This window comes from Noviherbaspirillum cavernae, assembly GCF_003590875.1.
Classification (GTDB): domain Bacteria; phylum Pseudomonadota; class Gammaproteobacteria; order Burkholderiales; family Burkholderiaceae_D; genus Noviherbaspirillum; species Noviherbaspirillum cavernae.
The window spans coordinates 1813743-1839195 of sequence record NZ_QYUN01000002.1; the positions used below are offsets into that span (position 1 = coordinate 1813743).

At 57.9% G+C, this 25453-nt stretch carries 19 protein-coding genes and 1 pseudogene; 9 read left to right on the plus strand and 11 right to left on the minus strand.

All coding sequences use genetic code 11. The features are described 5' to 3' along the window. The first annotated feature begins 74 nt into the window (after nt 1–74). Nucleotides 75–2003, plus strand: coding sequence for a SurA N-terminal domain-containing protein (locus tag D3870_RS08440; protein ID WP_119738243.1), 1929 nt, complete (start codon nt 75–77; stop codon nt 2001–2003). A gap of 312 nt (nt 2004–2315) precedes the next feature. Here the strand turns inward: D3870_RS08440 and D3870_RS08445 are convergent, their stop codons facing one another. Next, the gene (locus D3870_RS08445) at nt 2316–2936 is read right to left on the minus strand and encodes an arylesterase (protein WP_119741857.1); all 621 of its coding nucleotides are present in this window, start codon (nt 2934–2936) and stop codon (nt 2316–2318) included. 28 nt (nt 2937–2964) lie between these two features. On the opposite strand from D3870_RS08445, the gene D3870_RS08450 reads away from it, so the two are divergent. Beyond that, nucleotides 2965–3639: an ABC transporter ATP-binding protein gene (locus D3870_RS08450; protein WP_119738245.1), complete on the plus strand. Its 675-nt coding sequence runs from the start codon at nt 2965–2967 to the stop codon at nt 3637–3639. Between the two features lie 105 nt (nt 3640–3744). On the opposite strand, the gene D3870_RS08455 is transcribed toward D3870_RS08450, so the two are convergent. The 5 genes and pseudogenes from D3870_RS08455 to D3870_RS08475 all read right to left on the minus strand — a co-directional run bounded on the left by D3870_RS08455 (nt 3745) and on the right by D3870_RS08475 (nt 10240). Beyond that, a complete protein-coding gene (locus D3870_RS08455; protein ID WP_119738247.1) occupies nt 3745–4686 on the minus strand; it encodes a DMT family transporter in 942 nt (313 codons plus the stop codon). Beyond that, nucleotides 4661–6193, minus strand: coding sequence for an NAD(P)H-hydrate dehydratase (locus D3870_RS08460; protein WP_119738249.1), 1533 nt, complete (start codon nt 6191–6193; stop codon nt 4661–4663). Before D3870_RS08460 ends, D3870_RS08455 begins: the two co-directional genes overlap by 26 nt. Nucleotides 6194–6307: 114 nt before the next feature. Further along, the gene (locus tag D3870_RS08465; RefSeq protein ID WP_119738251.1) at nt 6308–7429 is read right to left on the minus strand and encodes an NAD(P)/FAD-dependent oxidoreductase; all 1122 of its coding nucleotides are present in this window, start codon (nt 7427–7429) and stop codon (nt 6308–6310) included. Next, a pseudogene (locus D3870_RS08470) lies at nt 7422–8681 on the minus strand (D-amino acid dehydrogenase); the annotation flags it as partial. The pseudogene D3870_RS08470 and the gene D3870_RS08465, both read right to left, overlap by 8 nt. 239 nt (nt 8682–8920) lie before the next feature. After that, nucleotides 8921–10240 (minus strand): amidase, encoded by a 1320-nt coding sequence (locus D3870_RS08475; protein WP_119738255.1) that lies wholly within the window; start codon nt 10238–10240, stop codon nt 8921–8923. Nucleotides 10241–10427: 187 nt separating this feature from the next. On the opposite strand from D3870_RS08475, the gene purL reads away from it, so the two are divergent. Beyond that, complete coding sequence (gene purL / locus D3870_RS08480) at nt 10428–14447, plus strand: phosphoribosylformylglycinamidine synthase (protein WP_119738257.1); 4020 nt, start codon at nt 10428–10430, stop codon at nt 14445–14447. 69 nt (nt 14448–14516) lie between these two features. On the opposite strand, the gene D3870_RS08485 is transcribed toward purL, so the two are convergent. The 5 genes from D3870_RS08485 to D3870_RS08505 are packed head-to-tail and all read right to left on the minus strand — an operon-like array spanning nt 14517 to nt 18160. Then, entirely contained in the window at nt 14517–15293 is a 777-nt protein-coding gene (locus tag D3870_RS08485) for a peptidylprolyl isomerase (protein WP_119738259.1), read from the minus strand. Nucleotides 15294–15346: 53 nt separating this feature from the next. Beyond that, nucleotides 15347–15622 (minus strand): BolA family protein, encoded by a 276-nt coding sequence (locus D3870_RS08490; RefSeq protein WP_119738261.1) that lies wholly within the window; start codon nt 15620–15622, stop codon nt 15347–15349. Further along, nucleotides 15619–16242, minus strand: coding sequence for a septation protein A (locus D3870_RS08495; RefSeq protein ID WP_119738263.1), 624 nt, complete (start codon nt 16240–16242; stop codon nt 15619–15621). Before D3870_RS08495 ends, D3870_RS08490 begins: the two co-directional genes overlap by 4 nt. Continuing rightward, nucleotides 16239–16658: a peptide-methionine (R)-S-oxide reductase MsrB gene (msrB, locus tag D3870_RS08500; RefSeq protein WP_119738265.1), complete on the minus strand. Its 420-nt coding sequence runs from the start codon at nt 16656–16658 to the stop codon at nt 16239–16241. Before msrB ends, D3870_RS08495 begins: the two co-directional genes overlap by 4 nt. After that, complete coding sequence (locus tag D3870_RS08505; RefSeq protein ID WP_119738267.1) at nt 16655–18160, minus strand: protein adenylyltransferase SelO; 1506 nt, start codon at nt 18158–18160, stop codon at nt 16655–16657. Before D3870_RS08505 ends, msrB begins: the two co-directional genes overlap by 4 nt. Nucleotides 18161–18346: 186 nt before the next feature. Between D3870_RS08505 and D3870_RS08510 the strand changes: the two genes are divergently transcribed. The 6 genes from D3870_RS08510 (at nt 18347) to D3870_RS08535 (ending at nt 25452) form a co-directional block, all read left to right on the plus strand. Beyond that, nucleotides 18347–19120: a class II aldolase/adducin family protein gene (locus tag D3870_RS08510; RefSeq protein ID WP_242489907.1), complete on the plus strand. Its 774-nt coding sequence runs from the start codon at nt 18347–18349 to the stop codon at nt 19118–19120. 41 nt (nt 19121–19161) lie between these two features. Beyond that, the gene (locus D3870_RS08515) at nt 19162–19737 is read left to right on the plus strand and encodes an HD domain-containing protein (protein WP_119738271.1); all 576 of its coding nucleotides are present in this window, start codon (nt 19162–19164) and stop codon (nt 19735–19737) included. A 134-nt stretch (nt 19738–19871) separates the two neighbouring features. Further along, on the plus strand, nt 19872–21524 hold the full coding sequence (locus D3870_RS08520) for a 3-(methylthio)propionyl-CoA ligase (protein WP_119741859.1): 1653 nt from the start codon (nt 19872–19874) through the stop codon (nt 21522–21524). Nucleotides 21525–21616: 92 nt separating this feature from the next. Beyond that, entirely contained in the window at nt 21617–22864 is a 1248-nt protein-coding gene (locus tag D3870_RS08525) for a branched-chain amino acid ABC transporter substrate-binding protein (RefSeq protein WP_119738273.1), read from the plus strand. 298 nt (nt 22865–23162) lie between these two features. After that, the gene (locus D3870_RS08530; RefSeq protein ID WP_119738275.1) at nt 23163–24407 is read left to right on the plus strand and encodes a branched-chain amino acid ABC transporter substrate-binding protein; all 1245 of its coding nucleotides are present in this window, start codon (nt 23163–23165) and stop codon (nt 24405–24407) included. A gap of 97 nt (nt 24408–24504) precedes the next feature. Continuing rightward, nucleotides 24505–25452 carry a branched-chain amino acid ABC transporter permease gene (locus tag D3870_RS08535; protein WP_242489908.1) on the plus strand — a complete coding sequence of 316 codons (948 nt, stop codon included), beginning with the start codon at nt 24505–24507 and terminating at the stop codon, nt 25450–25452. Nucleotide 25453 lies beyond the last annotated feature (1 nt).

Genomic DNA, 25453 nt, shown 5'->3' on the forward strand with positions numbered 1-25453 from the left:
GAAAAGGCGAACTTATGTTCGCCTTTTTTCATATGCGAAGAAATTTTCGCGGTCTGTTCTGTGATTGGCTGATCATGTTTGAATTTATCCGTACGCATCGACGCTTGATGCACATCGTGCTGTTGCTCTTCATCGTTCCTTCGTTCGCATTTTTCGGATTGGAGGGTTATTCACGGTTCAGCGACAGCGGCGATGTCGTGGCAAAAGTCGCGGGGCAAAGCATCACGCAGCAAGAGTGGGATGCCGCGCAACGCGAGCAAATGGAGCGCTTCCGTCAGATGTTCGGTCCGCAGTTTGACGCGAAGATGTTCGATACCCCGGAAGCAAAGCAGAATATTCTTGAAAACCTGATTGCAAAGCGTGTCATGGCGGCAGAAGCAGCGCGCAATCATCTGACGATTTCCGATCAGGCTCTTCAACAGACCATCCTTGCCATCCCCGGACTTACTGATGCTGATGGCAAGTTCGATGTCGAGCGTTACAAGGCTCTGCTGGCAATGCAAGGGATGACGCCGGTGATGTACCAGGAGCGTTTGCGGCAAGACCTCGCCTTGCAGCAAGTCAACGCCGCGGTTCAGTCGAGCGCTTTTGCACCGAAGTCCATTTCCGCGCGATTGTCCGATCTCAACGATCAGGAGCGCGAGGTCCAGGAGTTGCTGTTCAAGGCGTCGGATTTTGCATCGCAGGTCAAAGTGACTGATGAGATGCTGAAAGAGTATTACGACAAGAATGGCAGACAATTCGAGATTCCGGAGCAAGCCAAGGTCGAGTATGTGGTGCTCGACAATGCAGCGCTTGCGACGCAGGTGTCGGTGAGCGACGATGACGTCAAATCGTATTACGAGCAAAATGCGAAGCGCTATACGATCGACGAGCAACGGCGCGCGAGTCACATCCTGATTACTGTTAAAAAGGATGCGTCGGAGGCTGACAAGACCGCCGCGAAGGCCAAGGCGGATCAATTGCTGGCGCATTTGCGCAAGACGCCCGCTGATTTCGCGAAGCTGGCGAAGGAAAACTCAATGGATCCTGGCTCGGCAGAGCGTGGTGGCGATCTGGATTTCTTCGGCAAGGAAATGATGGTCAAGCCGTTTGAAGATGCTGCCTACAAGCTGAAAAAGGGGGAAATCAGCGAGGTTGTGCAATCCGATTTTGGCTACCACATCATTCAGCTTACCGACATCAAGCCTGCAACTGCGCGGAGCCTGGATGATGTAAAAGCGGAAATTGTCGCCGAGATCAAGAAGCAGCAAATTGCAAAGAAACATTCGGAATTGGCCGAGGTGTTTACGAATACCGTGTATGAGCAATCGGACAGTCTGAAACCGGTGGCTGACAAGCTCAAACTCAAGATCGAAACGATCTCGAATGTCACGCGTGTACCGAATCCGAGCGTGGCACCAAATGCGCCGTCTAACAATCCGAAGTTCCTGCAGGCCTTGTTCTCGGACGATACGATCAAGAACAAGCGCAATACCGAGGCTGTCGAAGTCGCTCCCAGCACCTTGATTGCCGGGCGCGTGGTGGAATACCAGCCTGTGACAAAGCGACCTTTTGACGAGGTCAAGGCAGTTGTGCGTGAACGCGTCATTCAAGCCGAGGCTGAGAAACTTGCAAGCAAGGCAGGGGAAGCAAAGGCTGCGGAGCTCAAGGCGAAGCCTGCGGCTGTGGCTGGTTTTGCAGACGTCAAAACGATCTCTCGCACCAAGAATCAGGGAATCAACGGTTTGGCATTGTCTGCGCTAATGAAGGCCGACATCACCAGGTTGCCGGCGTTTGTCGGTGTTGAGTTACCGGGACAAGGATATGCTGTGTACCGCATCAACAAGGTCGGACAACCGGCGACTGTTGATACAGCAAGGCGACAGGCTGAACAGCAGCAGATCGCAAATGCGTTGGCCCAACAAGAGATGCTTGCTTACATTGAGGCATTGAAGAAAAAGGCAAAAGTGAAAATGCTGAATTCGGGTGCCGTCAAAGCAGAGGGCACAGAGAGCAAGTAAAGGGACAGGTAACTTGCAATCCAGTGTAAAAGGCCGCTCGAATGAGCGGCCTTTTTATTATGGAAAGCATTGCCGAAAGAGTCGGGACTTGCGCCATGGCGGGTAATCAAGCCAGTGATGCACCAGTTGAACCTGTCAGCATTTTTTGCGGCATTCCTTTGGGGACTCGTTTGCTGCTTATATCGGTGGCCGCATCCGCATCCGTGCATATGGCGAGTTCAATGAGTCTCTGTCCGTCATGGTGAAGACCTGTTCAATACAGCCTGGTCATGTATGTATTTGAATGGACACGATGGCTGTCGTGGATGTCTGTTATTTTGCCAATAGTGCCTTCAGACGTGGCCAGACGTTGTCCAGCATGATCGGCTGTGCAGCAGAGGTTGGGTGAATTCGATCGGCCTGGAACAGTCGCTCCTGGTCAGCAACGCCGTCTAGCAGAAACGGCACCAGCGCTGTCTTGTTGTCCTGAGCCACCTTGGCGTAAATTGCGGCAAATTTGTCTGCATAATCGCGGCCATAGTTCGGCGGAATTTGCATGCCGACCAGGAGGACTTTTGCCTTGGCCATTTGCGACGCCGTGACCATCGCGCGAAGATTGGTTTCGGTGGCTGTCAGCGAAAGGCCGCGCAAGGCATCGTTGCCGCCCAATTCGATGATCACGACAGCGGGCCGGTGCTGGTCCAGCAATGCTTGCAGGCGTGTCTTGCCGCCACTGGTGGTTTCGCCGCTGATGCTTGCGTTGACCAGGCTGGCATCGATTTTTTCGGCGTGCAGACGTTTCTCCAGCAGCGATACCCAACCGGCACCGCGTGCGAGACCGTATTCCGCAGAGAGGCTGTCGCCCAGCACAAGCACGGTTTTTGATGCAGAATAGGCGCACGTCGTTATCAGGAAGAACGCCAGTGTCATCAGCGTCTTCAGTCCGAAGTTCATCCTTCCCAATTTCTTGCCATCATTCTGCATGCCAGATCCTTCCGCTGCCATTGAGGCCATTCGATTGAGCAAGCGCGTCGCAGATGCGACCGGCGAGCTCACCATCTTGCAAAACGTCGATTTTACCGTGCAGCGTGGGGAGACGCTGGCGATCGTGGGAGCATCCGGATCGGGCAAGTCAACCTTGCTCGGCCTGCTTGCAGGATTGGATACGCCTTCGGATGGGACGGTCAAGCTGGGAGGCGTTGATATCTTTGCGCTGAATGAGGATGGACGAGCGGGTTTGCGCCAAGGCAAACTTGGTTTCGTTTTCCAGTCGTTCCAACTGCTTGCGCATTTGAATGCGCTGGAAAATGTCATGCTGCCTCTGGAATTGCGCCGGGAAGAAAATGCGCGGGAAAAGGCCGAAAAAATGCTGGGGCGTGTCGGATTGTCCAGTCGCCTGAAACACTATCCGAAATATCTGTCGGGCGGTGAGCAGCAGCGTGTTGCGCTGGCACGCGCATTTGTGACAGAACCGCCGCTGTTGCTGGCGGACGAGCCGACCGGAAGTCTGGATGCGGCAACCGGCGATTCGGTGATTCAGCTGATGTTCGAGTTGAACCGGGAGCGCGGCTCCACTCTGGTTCTCGTTACCCATGATCCATCGATTGCTGCTCGATGCCAGAGGACGATCACGATCGCGGCGGGGCGTTTGATTTAGCCTGCCGCACAGGGAGAGGCGAATCGATTCCGGGAAGATGCGCCTTGCAGACAGCACAGCCCGCAAGGCGGCAAAAAGCCCTCGGTATCATGTTGTCAGATGCTTTCAGTCCCCTTTTAACGCACCATGTGCCGGCCCGACGGCGGGCAGCGGATGCATCCTGCGGTGCTCGACATAGGCGATGCCTATGCCGCTGGCGCAGATGATCGCAATGCCAAGTGCCGTCAACTTGTCCGGTAGCTGGTTGAACACCAGCCAGCCCATTGTGGTGGCGGATATGATTTGCAAGTACGAGAATGGTGTCAGCAGTGATGCCTCGGCATGTTTGTATGCGCTGTTGACGAAGTAATGGCCGACGGTGCTGGTGATGCCAGTGGACGCGAGAATCAACCATTCCTTGCTGCTCGGCATATGCGAAGACCAGTAAAAGGGCACGATGAGGCTGCTGGCAATCATGCCGATCAAGCCGCCGTAAAACAATGTGACCATCGGATCGTCGGTGCGGTTGGTTTTTCGCGTGAGGATGACGATGATCGCGAATGTTGCCGCCGACGTGAAGCCGAGAGCCACGCCTTCCGGCACGATACTCCCACCGGGTCTTACCACGATCAGCATGCCGACAAATCCTACGGCCACCGCAACCCAGCGGGACGGATAGCTTTTTTCCCCGAGCAGCCAGGGCGAGATCGCGAGCACCAATAGCGGTGCACAAAAATTCATCGCTGTTCCTTCGGATAGCGGCACGATCTTGAGCACGGAAAAGAAAACGAGCGTCGACAGCAGCAGCAAGAGTGCACGGACGATCTGGAGCCGCAGTTGCGATGTCTGCAGGATGCTCTTGCCGGTACGCCGCCGGTAAAGTGGTGCGAGCGTGATCGCCATGAATGCCGTGTTGATGGTGTAGCGCATCCACGCGATCATCACCACGTGATAACCGGCTGCGGCAAGCAGTTTCCCCGCAGTATCGAGCAGGGAAAGAGTCCATTGTCCAAGAACGAGGTAGGCGATGCCTAGCCAGAGATTAGAGCGTGCGGCCGTGTTGTGCATTTTTATTGATGAGTTGGTTCAGGGATGCTCGTATTGCGGGAATCAATTCGCTGGCGGTCAATCCTGTCGGCCCGATTCCTTGTTCAACCAGCACGTCCGCGGCATGACCATGCAGCCATGCCGCGCCGACAGCCGCTTCACGCTCCGGCCAGCCCTGCGCCAGGAGTGCGCCGCACATGCCGGCCAGTACGTCGCCGGTACCTGCCGTTGCCAGTGCAGGGTTGCCTGTTGTGTTGATTACGGCGTTGTCGCCAGGTGTCGCGATGACGGTGCCCGAGCCTTTCAATACGATAGTGGCATTGAAAAGCCGCGCCAGCTGTCTTGCGGCAGCCAGTCGGTCGTCTTGAATCGTTGCACTGCTCACGCCGAGCAGGCGCGCGGCTTCCAGCGGGTGCGGTGTCAGTATCAGCGGGCTCGCGTGTCGTGCTGCCAGCGTTTGCAGCTTGGTGTCTGCGGCAATCAGATTGAGAGCATCGGCATCGAGCACGAGCGGGACTTGTGCATTCAATGCTCGTTCAAGGATGTTGCGGGCAGTGCTCGATATGCCCAGACCGGGGCCTGCGACGAAGGTACCTGATGCAAAGTCATGGTCCACGGCATTTCTGCACATCAGCTCGGGCTGGAGGCTGTCGTGGGTCGGCGCATCGTCGATGAATGCTGCGTACACCCGACCGGCCCCGGATTTTGCCGCTGCGCGTGCCGCAAGGATCGCTGCGCCGCCCATGCCGCGTGCACCGCCAATCACCGTGACATCGCCGTAGCTGCCTTTGTGCGAATTGTGCATGCGCAGGCGCAGATGGCTGGAAAACAGCCGCACATCGTTCAGTTCGGCGTGAAAGGGGATGAAGCATGCCTCATCGATATCCAGCGACGCTACCCGCACCGCTCCGGCGTAATCCTTGCCGTGCGCGGTATGCAGGCCCGGCTTGTTGCCGATGAAGGTGATCGTGTGACTGGCCCGTATCGCAATACCGTTTTCACCAACGATATTGCCCGTATCCGCATCAAGACCGCTGGGCACGTCAAGCGACAGCACCGGGCACGCAAGCACGTTGACCGCTTGCACCAGCGGTCGAACCGTACTGTCGATCGCACGTGTCAAGCCGATGCCGAACAAGCCGTCAATGACTAGATCCCATTTCTCAGCGAAGAGATCGTCCCGGAGATCGGTGTCGACAAAGCATGCAGCGGAGCTTTGCGCTCGCAGCAACGCTTGCCGGGCATTGAGCGGTTGCCGGGCGGGATCGGCGCATAACACGATGGTGACTTCGAGGCTGCCTTGCGCCAGGCGGTAGGCTGCTTCCAGAGCATCGCCGCCGTTGTTGCCCGGGCCGGCGAGGATGAGAACGTTCGCAGTATCGCCGGCGGATTGAATCAGTTCCAGCGCCAACTCGGCTGCCGCTTCGCCGGCGCGCTGCATCAATGTACCGGCAGGCAAGGTGGTCTGCGCTGCGCGTTCAATGTCGCGGATTTCACTGGCGGAAAATAGCGCAGTCGGAGAGGGCATCGGGTGGAATTGTCTAACGGCTCTGGCGAGGCCGGCAGCGAACATGGAACCCTGTGATTTTATGCCAAGTCACTTCAACCTGCGGGAAGGCGCTTTGGTTCGATGTCTCAGGACTCATGCTGCGGACGAGTTTGACTCGAGCAGAGCAACAACGTGGTCGGCAATCGCCAGCGCGGCAGTCAGTCCGGGCGATTCGATTCCATACAGACCGAGGTAATGCAAATTGCCATGCGACGCGAACAAAAAATCCGCTGCGGCTGCGTCCGACGGAGCAATCTTCGGCCGCACGCCGGCATAGGCGGGCTGGAGCGCCGCGTCCGGCAAGTCCGGCCAGTAGGCGCGGATTTCGCGATAAAACCTGTCGGCTCGGCGTGGATCAACGGTGTAATCGATATGGCCATTCTCAAGCCATTCCACGTCCGGCCCGAATCGCGCCTGCCCGCCAAGGTCGAGGGTCAGATGGACGCCCAGGCCGCCCGCCTCGGGGACGGGATAGATCAGGTGCGAGAACGGCGCAGGGGCGGCAAGCGAATAGTAATTGCCCTTGGCGAAATAGGGGACAGGAATGGAGTCGCGCTCCAGTCCGGCAATCTGCGCAGCAAGCTGCGGTGCCTGCAATCCGGCGCAATTGACGACTGTTTGTGCGCGCAGCGCGATCTCAGCACCATCGCCGGAGCGCACCGTCAATTCGACCCCGTCGGCATTCGCGCTACCCGCAATGACGCGGCTGTCGAGCGCAAAAAGCGCGCCGGCATTTTCTGCGTCGCCTTGGAGCGCAAGCATGTACGCATGGCTGTCGATGATGCCGGTATTCGGCGAGAAGAGGGCGGCCACGCACGACAATGCCGGTTCCATGATGCATGCTTCTTCGGCGCTCAGTGCGACGACTTCGGAGCAGCCGTTCGCATGTGCCTGCGCATGAATCGCGGCGAGCTTGCTGCGCTGCTCGTCCGAGGTGGCCACGACCAGTTTGCCGCAGCGGCGGTAGGGAATGCCGCGCTCCTCGCAATACGCATAGAGCGCGTCGCGGCCCGCGACGCAGAGTCTGGCTTTCAAGCTGCCGGTCGGATAGTAGATGCCGGCGTGAATGACTTCGCTGTTGCGTGAACTGGTTTCCATGCCGATTGCCGGATGCGACTCGACCACGACCACTTCGCGTCCGGCGCGTGCGAGTACCCGTGCAACGGCGAGACCCACGACGCCGGCCCCGATGACAATGCAATCGACCTTATCCATAGCGTGACAACGTCAGGCCATCCATATCGACTTCGGGCGTGAAACCCGAAACGATGTCGGCAACGATTTTTCCTGAACCCGCCGCCATCGCCCAGCCGTTCGAGCCGTGACCGATGTTGACATAGACGTTTCTGACGGGCGTCGCACCGAGCAGTGGCGGCCCATCCGGCAACATCGGTCGCGCACCGCACCAGAAGGTCGACGTGTTGTAGTTCGCGGCATTGGGGAACCAGTCGCTGCCTACCTTGATGAGGGTGCGCAAGGCGCTCTTGTGCAGTTCGGACGTGCGGGTCCCGAGTTCCGCGATGCCTGCCACGCGGACGCGTCCGCCCATGCGGGTGATTGCCACTTTGTAGGTTTCGTCCTGGAGCGCTGCGCGCGGCGCTTCGTCAAAATTCTTGATCGACGCGGTCGCCGAGTAACCTCTGACCGGATAGAGCGGGACCTCGATGCCGAGAGGCTTCAGCAGCTGCGCGCTATCGCTCCCCGCCGCCAGCACGACCGCATCCGCGGAAAAGGTGCGGTCATCGATGCGCAGGGAAACGCGACCGCCATCCGGTTCAATCGCGCGGACGGTGCTTGTGAATTGGAATTGGACGCCCATCGATTGGACGATTTGCCGCATTTGCTTGGCGAACAGAGGGCAGTTGCCCGCCTCGTCATTCGGCATGTAGAGCGCGCCCGCCAATTCGGCACGATATCCAAGCGCGGGTTCAATCTCCCGCGCGGCATCCGCATCCAGCATCTGGTGCGGCACTTCATTGTCGTTAAGCAATTCGCGCGCGGGTTCTGCAGCCTTGATATCCCGCTCGCTGCGCAGCAAATGCAGCACGCCCCGCGTGTGTTCGTAATCGAGCTGGAAGTGCTCTCGCAACTGTTGCAGAATCTCCCGGCTGTAGTAGGCGACGCGTTGCATGCGCGTGCTGTTGATGCGGTAGCGTTCCAGCTCGTTCTCGCTCATCCACCGTTTGACCCAGCGGCGCAACGCGCGGTCCATGCCGGGTTTGATCAGAACCGGGGCGGCGGTTTGGGAAATGCAGGATAGAAGTTTCTTCGGCAGGCTGGGGACAAGCCATGGTGTCGCGTAGCCGGAAGAAACGATACCGGCATTGGCAAAACTGCTTTCCTCCGCGACATTGTGGTGGCGCTCAACGACCACGACATCATGTCCTGCCTCGGCGAGAAAAAATGCAGTGCAAACGCCAACGACGCCACCACCCACTACCGCAATCTGTTTTGTCACTTGATTAACCTGTAATACTGAAGCCCGACTTGCCGGACAGCGGCATCATTACCTTCTGAACATGATGCGCGCCATTGCCGATACGATGCCGAAATCATAGTCGATCGGCGATGTTTCAGGTTTGAAAGAAGGCGCTAAATGCAAAAGCTTGCGACAGCTTTTTGTTTCTTGCCAACTCCATCTTGCGACTGGTGGCAGCTCGCCGATGCATCCCTACGAGTTAGTTTTGACAAGCACCGGCGTTCTTGCTATGCGGATTTCAGCGCAGCCTCAATCGCGCGGGCAGCGGCAAGAACTCTGCTGTCCGTCATGGCCGGTCCCGCGATCATCAGACCCACCGGCAATGTACCCGCCGCATGGCATGGCAGGGAAATGGCGCAGCCATCAAGCAGGTTGATGATGGAAGGATTGCGCAAGAGCAGACCATTGGTTTTGAAGAAGGCATCCTCCGATTCCTCGAGCTCCGCAATCGGTGGCGCGACCATCGGCACGGTCGGCATGATGATGGCATCGAAGGGGGCGAGCGATTGGTCCATGCGGGCGATCCAGTTGCGCCGTTTCGCGTGCAAGTCGATATAGTCGGCGGCGCTCATCGTCGCCCCGAGCTTGATGCGTTTGGCGACCCGGAAATCGTATTCCGCTTCGCGCGTTGCAAGGATTTCGCGATGCCATGCGAAAGCCTCCACGCCGGAAAACCTGTTCATGTCCGCGGCTTCCGCCAGCAATGACAGCGGCGCGTTGACGATGCTCGCGCCTGCATTGGAAAGCCGAGACAGGGTCGCCGAAAAGGATGCTGCGACGTGCGGCTCGAGCGCGTCCAGCACAACGGTTTGGGGCACGGCGAGGCGCAGCGCCGACAGCGGCAGATTCGGAATCGATAGAGGAGCATCTGCAATGATGCTATCGATGAGAATACAGTCGTCCACAGAGCGCGTCATTGCACACACCGTGTCCAGCGTGGATGACAAGGGCAGTGCGCCGGCTGTCGGTACACGACGGGCCGTCGGCTTGAATCCGACCAGTCCGCAAAGCGCCGCCGGAATCCGGATCGAGCCGCCCGTGTCCGAGCCGAGGCCGGCCACGCACATGCCGCTTGCCACCGAGACTGCCGCGCCGGACGACGAGCCGCCGGGAATCCGCGCAACTTGTCTGTCAGCCGGATTGGCCGGCGTGCCGTAATGCGGATTCAGGCCGACGCCCGAAAAGGCGAATTCCGTCATGTTGGTTTTGCCGATGATCGCCGCACCGGCCTGGCGCAAGCGTTTCACCGCCGGCGCATCGGCCGTTGCCGGCGGCGCGTCCTTGCGCACCACGGATCCAGCCAGCGTCGTTTCTCCTGCAACATCAAACAAGTCCTTGATTGATACGGGCAGCCCGGCCAGGGGCGAAAGGTCGATTGATTTTGCGCGGATGGCATCGGCCCAGGTCGCGGTTGCGAGGGCTGTTTCGGGGTATAGCCGAGTGAAGACGGCAGGGCTGCTTTCAGCCGCTGCCAGGCACGCCTCCATCAATGTCCTGCGCGGCGTGTGCACGAGGCCGGAGATGGCGGTAGTGATGGGATTGCTCATGGATGGATGCGCTCGAAATGATCGAAAAAGGAACGATAGCATAGGGATTTCCACTGGAAAAACCAGTCGAGCCAGCCATGATTGACATCCAGCCAAGAAGCGTCGGCGCGGTATAATCACGGATTCCGATTCAACCCGCAGTCAAGCTGCCAATCGGTAGCCCTCCTGCATCAACTTTCTTGCCGCCATGCTGATTCTGCCGGGCTCCAACGCCCTGTCTGCCTTCCGTACTCAACGTCTTTTGTCACAATTGCAAGCAGTCGAGCCCGCCATCGTTGGGGTGACAGGGCGCTTCCTGCATTTCATTGATGCCGCGACGACGCCAAGCCAGGATGATGTCGGCCGCCTGAATGCGATGCTGACCTATGGCGAACCGTTCTCGGGCGCTGCGGACGGCGAGGAATTTGTTGTCATTCCGCGCTTCGGCACCATTTCGCCGTGGGCCAGCAAGGCGACCGACATCGCGCACAACTGCGGCATGACGCACATCAAGCGCATCGAGCGCGGCGTGTCGTACCACGTGCAGATGAAATCGGGCTTGCTGGGCGGGACGAAGAAGCTGCCGGAAGGCGCGATTGAAGCCGTCGCCGGCCTTCTGCATGATCGCATGACCGAGAGCGTGCTGCGCGATGCCAACAATGCCGCAGGCCTGTTCCGCGAACTGGAGGCGAAACCGCTCGAATTCGTCGATGTGCTCGCCGGCGGCAAGGCGGCTCTGGTGAAGGCGAACAGTGAACTCGGCCTGGCCTTGTCGGAAGATGAAATCGACTATCTGATCAACGCATTCACACAAGCGAAGCGCAATCCGACTGACGTTGAATTGATGATGTTCGCGCAGGCCAACAGCGAACATTGCCGGCACAAGATTTTCAATGCCGACTGGACGATCGATGGCGTCAAGCAGGACAAATCCCTGTTCGGCATGATCAAGAATACGCACCAGCTGCAACCGAAGGGTACTGTTGTGGCGTATAGCGACAACTCCTCGATCATCGAAGGCGCGACGGTGTCGCGCTTCTATCCGCGCGGCGCGGCGCAAGGCAATGTGTATGAGGCGTCCGATGAGTTGACGCACATCCTGATGAAGGTCGAAACGCACAACCACCCGACCGCGATCTCGCCGTTCCCCGGCGCATCCACTGGCGCGGGCGGCGAGATTCGCGACGAGGGCGCGACCGGTCGTGGCGCGAAGCCGAAGGCGGGCCTGACCGGCTTCACCGTTTCCAACCTGATGATCACGCACGCGGTGCAGCCGTGGGAAAACGTGCGCGATGTCGCGCAGCCACCGGCGCAACGCGAGGCACATGCCCAGGCCGGCATCTACGGCAAGCCGGATCGCATCGCATCGGCCTTGCAGATCATGATCGACGGGCCGATCGGCGGCGCGGCGTTCAACAATGAGTTCGGACGTCCCAATCTGGGCGGCTACTTCCGCACCTACGAACAAAATGTCGGTGGCTCCGTCAAGGGATATCACAAGCCCATCATGATCGCCGGCGGCCTCGGCAACATCTCCGCAAAACACACGAAAAAGCATGACCTCCCGGTGGGCAGCCTGCTGATCCAGCTGGGCGGCCCGGGCATGCGCATCGGCATGGGCGGCAGCGCCGCATCGTCGATGGCGACCGGCACCAACACGGCGGACCTGGATTTCGATTCGGTACAGCGCGGCAATCCGGAAATGGAACGCCGGGCGCAGGAGGTCATCAATGCGTGCTGGGCGATGGGCGACACCAATCCCATCCTGTCGATTCACGATGTCGGCGCGGGCGGCCTGTCCAACGCCTTCCCTGAAATCACCAATGACGCCAGGCGCGGCGCGCTGTTCGATTTGCGCAAGGTCCCGCTCGAAGAGAGCGGCATGGCACCGAAGGAAATCTGGAGCAATGAATCACAGGAACGCTATGTGCTCGCCATCGCACCGGAAAGCCTGCCGCTGTTTCAATACCTGTGCGAACGCGAGCGTTGCCTGTTCGCAGTCGTTGGCACCGCTACCGAAGAGCGCCAGTTGAAGGTCATCGACCCCGAGCATGACAACAATCCGGTCGACATGCCGATGGAAGTCCTGCTGGGCAAGCCGCCGAAAATGCACCGCGATGTGGTGCGTGTCGAGAATGATTTTCCGCCCGTTGACCTGACCGGCATGGAGTTGGCGGAAGTGGCGCAACGCGTGCTGCGCCTGCCGACTGTCGCGGATAAATCCTTCCTGATCACGATCGGCGACCGTACTGTAGGAGCCATGTCGGTGCGCGACCAGATGGTCGGCCCCTGGCAGGTGCCGGTGGCGGATTGCGCAGTGACGGCGATGAGCCTTGAAGGCTATCGCGGTGAAGCGATGGCGATGGGTGAACGCACACCGCTGGCGGTGATCGATGCGCCTGCATCGGGCCGCATGGCGGTGGGTGAGGCGCTGACCAATATCGCGGCCGCGCCGATTGCCGACATGTCGGACATCAAGCTGTCGGCCAATTGGATGGCGGCATGCGGCCAGCCTGGACAGGATGCTGCTTTGTTCGACACCGTCAAGGCGGTCGGCATGGAGCTTTGCCCGGCGCTTGGCATCAGCATCCCGGTCGGCAAGGACTCCTTGTCGATGCGCACGACATGGAAGGATGAGGAGGGCGACAAATCGGTCACGGCACCAGTGTCGCTGATCGTCTCGGCGTTTGCACCGGCAACCGATGTGCGCCAATCGCTGACGCCGCAGATCGTCAAGGACGCCGGCGATACGGCGCTGATTGCCATCGACCTCGGTCGCGGAAAGAACCGCATGGGAGCTTCTGCATTGACGCAAGTCATGCAGCAGATCGGCAACGAGACGCCTGACGTCGATAGCGCGGACGACCTGAAGGGATTTTTCGCCGCGATCCAGCAACTCAACAAGGAGCGCAAGCTGCTGGCCTACCATGACCGCTCCGATGGAGGCTTGTTCGTCACGCTGTGCGAAATGGCGTTTGCAGGCCGCAGCGGCCTGTCGCTCAACCTCGACATCCTGACGATGGAAGGCGAACATGCCTCGGATTGGGGCGACTCCAAGAACTGGGCATCGCAAGTTGGCGAGCGCCGCAACGAGATGACTCTGCGCGCCTTGTTCAACGAGGAACTGGGTGCGGTCATCCAGGTGCGCGATGGGGAAAAATCCGACGTGATGACCGTGTTGCGCAGCTATAACCTCGGCGCATGCAGCCATATCATCGGCAAGCCGAATGATCGCGACGTGATCGAATTCATGCGCGACGCAAAGGTGATCTACAGCCAGCCGCGCATCGAGTTACAACGACTGTGGAGTGAAACCAGCTGGCGCATTGCGAGGTTGCGCGACAACCCGGCCTGCGCCGATGCGGAATACGATCGCATCCTCGATGCATCCGATCCCGGCATCACGCCCAGGCTGACCTTCGATCCGCAACTGGATGTCGCAGCGCCTTTCATCGCGACAGGCGTGAAGCCGAAAGTCGCCATCCTGCGTGAGCAGGGTGTGAACTCCCATGTCGAGACTGCCTATGTCATGCACCAGTCCGGTTTCGTCGCGGTCGATGTGCACATGAGCGACCTCATTGCGGGCCGCGCCCGTCTCGATGATTTCAAGGGCGTGATCGCGGTCGGCGGCTTCTCCTACGGCGACGTGCTGGGCGCAGGCGAAGGCTGGGCCAAGACGATCCTGTTCAATGCGAAGCTGGCGGAACAGTTTTCGATCTTCTTCAACCGCGCGGATACCTTTGCACTCGGCATCTGCAACGGCTGCCAGATGATGAGCAACCTGAAATCGATCATCCCCGGTGCGCACGACTGGCCGAAGTTCACGCGCAACAAGTCGGAGCAATTCGAGGCGCGCTTTTCCATGGTGGAGATCGCCGAGTCGCCGTCGATCTTCTTCGATGGCATGGCGGGCACGCAAACGGCAATCGCGATTGCGCATGGAGAAGGCCATGCCGACTTCACGCAAACCGGTGATATTCGCAGTGCGATCGCAGCGATGCGCTACGTGGACAACAAGGGGCAGGTGACGGAAGGCTACCCGTACAACCCGAACGGTTCGCCGCAAGGCATCGCGTCGGTGACGACGCCGGACGGCCGCTTTACGGTGCTGATGCCGCACGCGGAGCGGGTCTTCCGCTCTGTGCAGCAATCCTGGCATCCATCTTCGTGGGGCGAGTATTCACCGTGGATGCGCATGTTCCGCAATGCGCGCAAATGGGTCGGCTGACCTTTTGACCGACCATGAAAAAGGCGCTCCGAGGAGCGCCTTTTTTGTTGACCTGAAAGGTCGTGATGCTTACTGGATTTTCGCTTTCTTGCGCAGTTCTTCCTGGTAAGCCTGCAGCTTCTTCTGTTGCAGAGACTCTGTGATTTGCGGCTTCACTTCTTCCAGCGACGGCAGCTTTGCTGCGCGCACGTCTTCCAGCTTGATCACGTGATAGCCGAACTGGGTCTTGACCGGCGTTTCAGTGAACTGGCCTTTTTGCAGGGCAATCATCGCGTCGGAGAACGGCTTCACGAACGAAGCGGGGGAGGCCCAATCCAGGTCACCGCCGTTGGCTGCCGAACCCGGATCCTTCGATTGCTTGGCGAGGTCTTCGAACTTCGCACCGCCCTTGAGCTTGGTGATGATTGCCTTGGCATCGTCTTCCTTCTCGACCAGGATGTGGCGCGCACGGTATTCCTTGTCGCCGGCTTGCGCCTTGAACTTGTCATACTCGGCCTTGATGTCGGCATCGCTGACCGGATTCTTCTTCAGAAAATCGGCAACAAGAGCACGGATCACGATCGACTGGCGTGCGATCTCGACCTGGCTCTTGACGTCGGCGTTGTTGCTGAGACCGAGCTTGTCCGCTTCCTGGATCAGGATTTCACGGTTGATCAATTCCTGCTTCACCATGTCGCGCAATTGCGGAGAATCCGGCTGGCCTTGCGCTGCAAGCTGTTTGACCATTGCATCGGCACGTGAGGAAGGTACCGGCTTGCCGTTGACGACGGCGAGATTTTGCGCCATTGCCGGGAATGCGGCGGCTGCAACGAGAATCATCAGCAAGCGAGCAGGTTTTAAATTCATTGTTGTTCCTAATGGGAAGTGAATAAAAAATTTGAAGTTAAATCGGAAGGCGTCTATCTGGAAACTTCTGACGGCGCCATGGCAATGATGGCGAGAGCGTGTATGTCGGTATGCATCATGTCATGCAGGCAATCATACACCAGGCGATGCCGACCGATGCGATTCAGCCCTTCAAATCGCGTGGAAACGATGTGAAGACGATAGTGACCGGCACCGGATTCTGCACCGGCATGACCGACGTGCAAATGCGATTCGTCCTCAAGTTGACATTCCAGCGGTGCGAAAGTTGCAATCAATCGGGCACGGATTCGTTCAAGCCGATCTGTCATTGCGAATCCTTGATGTATCGGGAAAGGAAAAGGCTTTGCCCAATAACGAATGCGAGCATGAGGCCCGTGAAGCCGAACAGCTTGAAATTGACCCATGTCGCGGTGGCGAAATTGTAGGCGACATATAGATTGATCAGGCCCATCGCGACGAAGAAGAGCGCCCATGCCACGCTCAGGCGTTGCCAGACCACGTATGGCAGCGATATCTGCTTTTCCATCATCATGCGAATGAGATTCTTGCCGAATAGTGTCTGGCTGAGGAGCAATGCGGCACCAAAGACCCAGTAGAGCACAGTGGGTTTCCATTTGATGAACGTCTCGTTATGGAAATAAATGGTCGCTCCGCCAAACATCGTGATGATGGCCAGCGACACCCACAGCATCGTATCCACCTTTTTTCCGCGCAGCAGCAGGTAGGCGATCTGGCCGATCGTTGCAACTATCGCAACTGCAGTGGCAAGCATGATCGGCGCTTGAGCAGCCGTGCCGGCGCCGCCGCCGGACACGATCCCCGACAGGTATTGCTCGACCAGCGATTGTGCGGCATCGGTATTGTTTTCACCCCATTTGAACATCGCAAAAAACAGAATGACCGGGAAGATATCGAACAGGAACTTCATGGCGATTGTTTTTCTTTCACTGGTTGTGGATCGAAACGCAGAGATGCTGAGTTGATGCAGTAACGCAGGCCGGTCGGCGGCGGTCCATCCGGGAACACATGACCCAAATGTGCATCGCAGACCTGGCACATAATTTCGGTGCGTATCATGCCATGACTGCGATCGACGCGTTCACTGACATTGTCCGGATTGAGCGGTCTGAAATAGCTGGGCCAGCCGCAACCGGAATCGAACTTGGCATCCGATTCGAACAGCGGCGTGTCGCAGCAGACGCAGGTGTAGATCCCGTGTTCGTGATGGTCCCAGTAACGTCCGGTGAAGGCACGTTCCGTTGCCGCATGGCGGGTTACCTGATATTCGAGCGGATCGAGCTGACTGCGCCACTCGGCGTCGGTCTTGATGATCTTGTCTGTCATGATGAACAACTCACTTCCAGTTGACTGGCCCAGTCGGGCGGGAGGTTTGCATATTTTTCGTTCTCCGGTTGCTCGTCGAATGGTTTTTCCAGCACATCGAGCAATCTTGCAATTTCAGAAAAGTCCTTGTTTTGCGCTTTTTCAATCGCGACTTGCGCGAGGTAGTTGCGCAGCACGTATTTCGGATTGACCGCATGCATCGCAGCCTTGCGTTCTGCGTCGCGCCGGTTTTCCTGCCGCAGACGCGTTCGGTATTGTACTGCCCACGCATCGAAGGCAGGACGGTCGAGGAAGAGGTCGCGCAGCGCTTCGTCCTGCGACGGATCGTCTATCCGCAAATCACCCAGGCGACGGAAGAACAGAGTGAAATCGACGTGATTGTTTTGCATCAGAATGAACATCGCGTCGATCAATCCGTCATCGTCGACATCCACGGACTGCAACCCGAGTTTGGCATGCAACAGCTGACTGAGCGTCCTTTCGTACTCGGGTTGATAAACCTGTAGCGCGTCTTTCGTGGTTTCGACATCGCCCACAAGCGGCAGCAATGCCTGTCCGAGCGCATAGCAATTCCATTCGCCGATCCGCGGCTGCATCTGATACGAGTAGCGTCCCTGCGGATCGCTGTGATTGCAGATGTGGCGAATGTCGAAAGCTTCCATGAAGCCGAACGGGCCATAGTCGATTGTCTGTCCGAGTATCGACATGTTGTCCGTATTCATGACGCCATGCATGAATCCGACTGCCTGCCATTGTGCGATGAGGTGCGCAGTGCGGCGCGTCACTTCGGAAAGCAGTGCATGGTATGGATTCGCCGCGTCGCACAACTCCGGATAGAAGCGATCGATCACGTAGTCGGCGAGTATCTTCAGTTCCTCTTTCCTGCCGTTATAGAACCAGTGCTCGAACGAGCCGAAGCGCACAAATGTGGGGGCCATGCGGGTTGCAATCGCGCTGGTTTCCGGAGTCTCCCGCATCACGCGCATGTCTGAGCCGGTGACGCATAGTGCGCGCGAAGTCGGGATGCCCAACGCGGCCATCGCTTCCGAACAGAGAAATTCACGAATGGAGGAACGCAAGACGGCGCGGCCATCGCCCATACGGGAATAGGGCGTCAGGCCCGAGCCTTTGAGCTGCAACTCCATCGTGCCTGGCGAGGACGTTCCGGGCGCGGGAACGTCGCCGAGAAGAATGGCGCGGCCATCGCCCAACTGACCGGCCCATACCCCGAATTGATGGCCGGAATATACAGCGGCCAGTGGGTCGGAGCCAGCAGGCGTGCGGTTGCCGGCGAGTGTCTGGACGAAGTTATCGGTACTGAATTGTTCTGTATCCAGATTGATCAGCGCCGCCGCCGACTTGCTCGCGCATACGAGATACGGAGAAGGGACCGGCGTCGGCATCAATCGTGTGTAGAACGCTGGCGGCAATGAAGCGAACGAGTTTTCAAAGGGCAGTGTGTCTATGCAATGACGGACCGGTGGAAGTCCAGGTGTATTCATGAGTGTCCTTGATTGCTCTTGCGTTGCTGCACCAGACAGGGGCGGGAAAAGGCGTTGATCAACATCGATACGCTTAAAGATTGACAGTCTTGTCTGTTCATAGATACAAATACTGCTGCTGCCTCACGAAAGGATTCAGCCGTTACAGACATAGTTCACATTTTGACAGAGAAGAAGGGGTCCCATATGAATGCTCCAGCAACACCACTCATCCCCTCCATGAAGGATCGCGTTTCTCCGGAGGAGTGGCAGACACGCGTGGATCTTGCGGCGTGTTACCGCCTCGTTGCAGACTTTGGATGGAGCGATCTGATTTTCACCCATATCACGGCGCGCGTACCCGGTACGGAAGACCAGTTCCTGATCAATCCGTACGGAATGATGTTTGATGAGATCACGGCGTCCTCGCTCGTCAAAATCGATACGCACGGCAACAAGCTGGAGGATTCGCCATTCCCGGTCAATCCGGCCGGATTCATCATTCATTCCGCGATTCATGCTGTGAGGCACGACGCACAATGCGTACTGCATGTGCATAGCGTCAATGGCGTCGCTGTTTCTGCGCAAAAAGGCGGCGTATTGCCAATATCCCAACAATCCATTTTTGTGCTGTCCAGTCTTGCCTATCACGGTTATGAAGGCGTCGCGTTGAATGAAGAAGAGAAGCCGCGCCTGGTGGCCGACCTTGGCGATAAAAATTACTTGATGCTGCGCAATCATGGGTTGCTGACGCTTGGAAAAACGATTGCCGATGCCTTCGTCAACATGTACATTTTCGAAGCAGCATGCATGATTCAGGTTCGCGCGCAGGCGGGCGGCGAACTGGTGCAGATTCCGTCACAGATCATCAGCGGCGCGCAGGAACAGGTGAAGACGGTGACGAAATCGCAAGGCGGCATGCTGGCATGGCCGGGCTTGCTGCGGCGATTGGATCGCATCGATCCTTCCTATCGCACATGATGATTCAGCACAATTCAATACAACCAAAAAACGGAGACAAGATGAATGCACGCGCCAAATTTCACGACATGCAGCACAGCACTGCGGAAGACTGGCAGATCATCGCCGGCGAGTTCAAGCCGTATGCACAAGCGCTGCCTGATCGCGTACTGGCGCATTTGCGCTTGCTGGAAGGGGACTGCGGCGGCTTTGCGGTGGACCGCTTGACACACAGCCTGCAGACGGCGACGCGCGCGCATCGTGACGGGCGCGATGACGAGTATGTGATTTGCGCCTTGCTGCATGACATCGGCGACACGCTGGGCAGCTATAACCATCCCGATATCGCGGCGGCGATTCTCAAGCCGTTTGTGAGTGAGGAAAATTACGTGATGGTCGAGAAGCACGGCATTTTCCAGGGCTATTACTTCTTCCATTACCTTGGCATGGATCGCAATTTGCGCGACCAGTTTTCCGGTCAGAAACTCTACGATACGACACTGGAGTTCTGCGAAAAATATGACGCGCCTGCATTCGATCCGGCATACGACACCTTGCCGCTGGAGTTCTTCGAACCCATGCTGCGTCGCGTGATGGCACAGCCAAAAAACACGATTTACAAAAGTATCGCCGAATGAAAAGTCTCGACGGCGACATTGACGCGTCGCACAATCGAAAGTCATTGACGGATTAGAACGGTCGTTCAAAAATCGGGCTTGAAAACGAGAGCATGTGCAACGGCCTGCACCAGCCAAAAAACGAAGGAGACAAGATGTCCGAGTACCCCAAGAGCCCATTGATGGGCCAAATGATGAGCCAGCCCCTGCTCATCTCCAGCATCATCCAGCACGCGGACCGCTATTTCGGCAGCAATGAAATCGTGTCGCGCCGCGTTGAAGGTGACATTCATCGATACACGTACCGGGACTGTCACAAGCGCGCCCGGCAGATGGCGAACGCGCTGGACGCACTGGGAGTCAGGATTGGTGATCGCGTTGCCACGCTCGCATGGAACGGCTATCGGCATCTGGAACTGTATTACGCCATCTCCGGTTCCGGCGCGGTGATGCACACCATCAATCCTCGCCTGCACCCGGAACAGATTGCCTACATCGTCAATCATGCGGAAGACCAGTTCCTGTTCTTCGACATGAGCTTCCTGCCGCTGGTCGAAGCGTTCGCGGCACATTGCAAGACGACCAAGGGTTTCATCATGATGTGCGATCGCGATCGCATGCCGGCGGAGACAAGGATTCCGAATCTGATGTGCTATGAGGATCTGATCGCGAAGAGCTCCGATGACTACGCATGGCCGCTGTTCGACGAGAACTGCGCATCGAGCCTTTGCTACACCTCCGGCACGACCGGCAACCCGAAGGGTGCACTGTATTCGCATCGTTCGACGGTGCTGCATTCCTACGCATCGGCGATGCCGGACGCCTTGAATGTTTCGGCGCGCGACTCGGTGCTGCCCGTCGTGCCGATGTTTCATGTCAATGCGTGGGGGCTGCCGTATTCCGTGCCGCTGACCGGCGCGAAAATGGTATTTCCGGGCCCGGCGCTGGACGGCAAGTCGCTGCATGAATTGTTCGAGCAGGAACAGGTGACATTCTCCGCCGGCGTGCCCACGGTATGGCTGGGCTTGCTGACTTACGTGGGACAGAACAATCTCAAGTTCTCCTCCTTCAAGCGCACGGTGATCGGCGGTTCGGCTTGTCCGCCGGCGATGATGAAGACCTTCCGCAACCAGTACGTCATCGACGTTGTGCATGCATGGGGCATGACGGAGATGTCGCCGCTTGGCACCGCATGCACTTTGCAAAGCCATCACATGTCCCTCTCGGATGATGCACAGCAGTCGATCCTGGAGAAGCAGGGGCATGCGATCTTCGGCGTGGACATGAAGATCGTCGACGACATGGGCGAGGAGCTGCCATGGGACGGCAAGACCTACGGCAATCTGCTGGTCAAAGGTCCGTGGATCGTCAGCGGCTATTTCAAGAACGAGGGCGGCGATGTGCTTCAGGATGGCTGGTTCCCGACCGGCGACGTGGCGACCATCAGCCCGGACGGCTACATGCAGATTACCGACCGCAGCAAGGATGTGATCAAGTCCGGTGGCGAGTGGATCGGCTCGATCGATCTGGAGAACATCGCGATGGGCCATCCCGCCGTGCAGCAGGCTGCATGCATCGGCGTGTTCCATCCGAAATGGGACGAACGTCCGTTGCTGGTCGTCGTGAAAAAGCCGGGAGCCGAAGTATCGAGAGAAGAGCTGATCACGTTCTACGAGGGGAAGATCGCGAAGTGGTGGACGCCGGACGACGTCACGTTCGTTGAAGCGCTGCCGATCGGTGCCACGGGCAAGATTTTGAAGAACAGGATTCGAGACCAATTCAAGGAGTACAAACTGCCGACTGCGTAACCGAACTTTGCAAGTGCCGATCTGACGGGTTTCATTGTTGTAAGAATGCAGGGCCTCGTGCCCTGTTCACAATAGCCATAAGGAAGAGACAAATGACACTACGAATCCGCCCGCTGCTTTTAGCCTGTTCCGTCGCCGCTGTCTTTGCCACACCGGCTGCAATGGCTGAAAAAGTGAAAATTGCATTGATCGAAACGCTGTCCGGCCCGTTCGCTCCGATCGGACAGAACCAGCTCAACAGCTATCAGATGTTCGCCGAAGCGGCGAATCAGCAGAAGCTCGCCGGCGACAATACGTTCGAGATCGTCGGCTTCGACAACAAGGGCAGCCCGCAGGAATCGCTGACCCAGCTCAAGACGGTTATCGATCAGGGCTTTCGCTATATTGCGCAGGGCAATGGTTCCGGCGTTGCGCTGGCATTGATCGATGCGGTCAACAAGCACAACGAGCGCAATCCTGGCAAGGAAATTCTCTTCATCAACCATTCCGCGATCGATCCGGATCTCACCAACAGCAAATGCAGCTTCTGGCATTTCCGCTTCGACTCCAATTCCGACATGAAGATGGAAGCGCTGACCACCTTCATGGCGAAGGATCAGGGCATCAAGAAGGTCTACATCATCGGTCAGAACTACGCGCACGGCCACCAGGTCACGCGTGCGGCGAAGGAATATCTGAAGCGCAAGCGTCCTGACGTGCAGATCGTCGGCGACGACCTGCATCCGATCGGCCAGGTGAAGGATTTCTCGCCCTATGTCGCGAAGATCAAGGCATCCGGCGCGGACACCGTCATCACCGGCAACTGGGGCGCCGACCTTGCCTTGCTGATCAAGGCCGCCAAGGATGCGGGCCTGACCGCCAATTTCTACACCTACTACGCCAGCACCACCGGTGTGCCGACCGCGATGGGTGCGGCCGGTGCGGAACGCGTGAAGTATGTCGGCTACTGGAACGTCAATAACGAAACCTATTCCGGCAAGGACATCGTCGAATCGTTCAAGAAGAAGTACAACGACGACTTCTACGTGCTGGCGACCTACACCGCAATCAACATGCTGTCGAAGGCGATGAAGGAGGCGAAATCGGCCGATCCGGTCAAGGTGGCCTTTGCGCTGGAAGGCATGAAGTACAAGAGCCTGAACGGCGAAGTCGAGATGCGCAAGGGCGATCACCAATTGCAGCAGCCGCTCTACATCGCGACCTGGACCAAGGTCAACGGCAAGGACGTGAAGTTCGACCAGGAAAACACCGGTTATGGATGGAAGACGGATCAGAAGATCGAGACGTATGTCGCATCCCAGCCGACTTCCTGCCAGATGAAGCGTCCATCCAACCATTGACAGACGAATGCGGCATGACGGTTGCCGACGTCATGCCGCGCTTTCAGGTGGTGCCGTCGTCATCGCACATGCATGATCTTCGGAGGGCAATTCTCCGAATGCGCGCGGCGCTGTTTTTCAATCATCAGCATTCCGCCTGACAGGAAAAATTATCGCCCCCTGTGTTGCATGAGCACGGTGTTTGGTCACGTGTGTGGTGAACGTGAGCGGCGGTGAAACTGCATTCGATATCTTCGCTTTACACAGGGTGGAACCGTCGATATTCTATGAGTCACTATAACTAAACAGGATGAGACAAATGACACTTCAATTGCGTCCAATCGTATTGGCCTTGTCTGCTGCAGCCGCGTTCGCGTCCGCAGGAGCCGGTGCAGAGAATGTAAAAATCGCATTCATCGATCCGCTGTCCGGGCCGTTTGCGCCAGTCGGGCAGAACATGCTCAAGAGCTGGCAGGCGATGGCCGATCTTGCCAATCAGAGCAAATGGGCAGGAGACAACATCATTGAAGTCGTCGGCTTCGACAACAAGAGCAGCCCGCAGGAATCGCTGACGCAGCTCAAGACCGTCATCGATCAGGGCTATCGCTACATCCTTCAAGGCAACGGCTCCGGTGTCGCGCTTGCACTGGTCGATGCGATCAACAAGCACAACGAGCGCAATCCAGGGAAGGAAATCGTGTTCCTGAATTACGCGGCCGTTGATCCTGACCTGACGAACAGCAAATGCAGCTTCTGGCATTTCCGTTTCGACGCCAACTCGGACATGAAGATGGAAGCGATGACCACCTTGATGGCCAAGGATCAGAATGTCAAGAAAGCCTACATCATCGGTCAGAACTATGCGTTCGGCCATCAGGTCACGCGCGCGGCGAAGGACTACCTCAAGCGCAAGCGTCCGGATGTGCAGATCGTCGGCGACGACCTGCACCCGATCGGCCAGGTCAAGGACTTCGCGCCGTATGTGGCGAAGATCAAGGCTTCCGGTGCGGACACCGTCATCACCGGCAACTGGGGCACCGACCTTGCCCTGCTGATCAAGGCCGCCAAGGATGCCGGACTGACCGCCAACTTCTATACCTACTACGGCGGCACGACAGGTGTGCCAACCGCGATGGGGGCGGCCGGAGCAGAACGCGTGAAGCAGGTCTCCTACTGGCATCCGAACAACGAGAAATTCTCCGGCAAGGAAATCGTCGAAGCCTTCAAGAAAAAATACAACGACGACTACTATGTGATGGCGAGCTACAGCGGCATGGCGATGCTGTCAAAGGCGATCAAGGAGGCGAAGTCGGCGGATGCGCTGAAGGTGGCGCTCGCGATGGAAGGCATGAAGGTGCAGAGCCTGAATGGCGAAGTCGAGATGCGCAAAGCCGACCACCAGTTGCAGCAACCGCTGTACATCTCGACATGGACCAAGGTCAACGGCAAGGACGTGAAGTACGACCAGGAAAACACCGGCTACGGCTGGAAGACGGATCAGAAGGTCGATACCTATGTTGCCGCCCAGCCGACGTCGTGCCAGATGAAGCGTCCGGCACATTAAGCATCTCTTGCAGCGTGCGCCGCCAAGGTGGCACGCTGCTTTTTTATCGCCGCAAAATAGTACGGTCGTACACGAAATTTCTGAATAAGGGCATCTTGTGGAGTTCACACTAATCACCTTGCTGAACGGCATGAGCTACGGGCTCCTGTTGTTCATGCTCTCGTCGGGCCTGACGCTGATTTTCAGCATGATGGGCGTTCTCAATTTCGCGCATGCGAGTTTCTACATGCTCGGCGCGTACTTCGCGTACACGATCAGCACGAAGCTCGGTTTCTGGCCGGCGCTGGTCATTGCGCCTCTGCTGGTCGGCGTCATCGGTGCGATGGTCGAGCGCTACGGCCTGCGCTCGGTCCACAAGTACGGACATATTCCCGAACTGCTGTTCACCTTCGGCCTTTCCTACGTCATGGTCGAACTGGTGCAACTGATCTGGGGCAGGGCGGCCGTGCCGTATCCGATTCCCGCGGAACTGGATGGCCCCTTGTTCACGATCTTCACGACCACCTTCCCGATCTATCGCGGCTTCATGATGCTGATTGCATTGCTGATGCTGCTCTCTGTCTATCTGGTGCTGACCCGTACCCGCATCGGTCTCGTGATCCAGGCTGCGCTGACGCATCCCGACATGGTGGAGGCGCTCGGCCACAACGTGCCGCGGGTCTTCATGCTGGTGTTCGGCGGCGGCTGCGCATTGGCTGGACTGGCTGGCGTCATCGGCGGCAATGCCTTCGTGACCGAGCCTGGCATGGCGGCAACGGTCGGCAGCATCATCTTCGTCGTGGTGGTGGTGGGCGGCATGGGCTCGCTGGTCGGCGCATTGCTGGCATCGCTGCTGATCGGCGTGCTGCAGACCTTCGCGGTGGCGCTCGACTATTCCTTCCTCAGTGTGCTGTCGAGTTTCGGTGCGAACATCGGTGCTGAAACTTTCGGCTATCCGGTTCTGAAACTGACGATTTCGCAGGTGGCTCCGATCCTGCCGTATTTGTTGCTGGTGCTGATCCTGATCTTCAGGCCGCGCGGCTTGATGGGCACACGGGAGGGTTGAG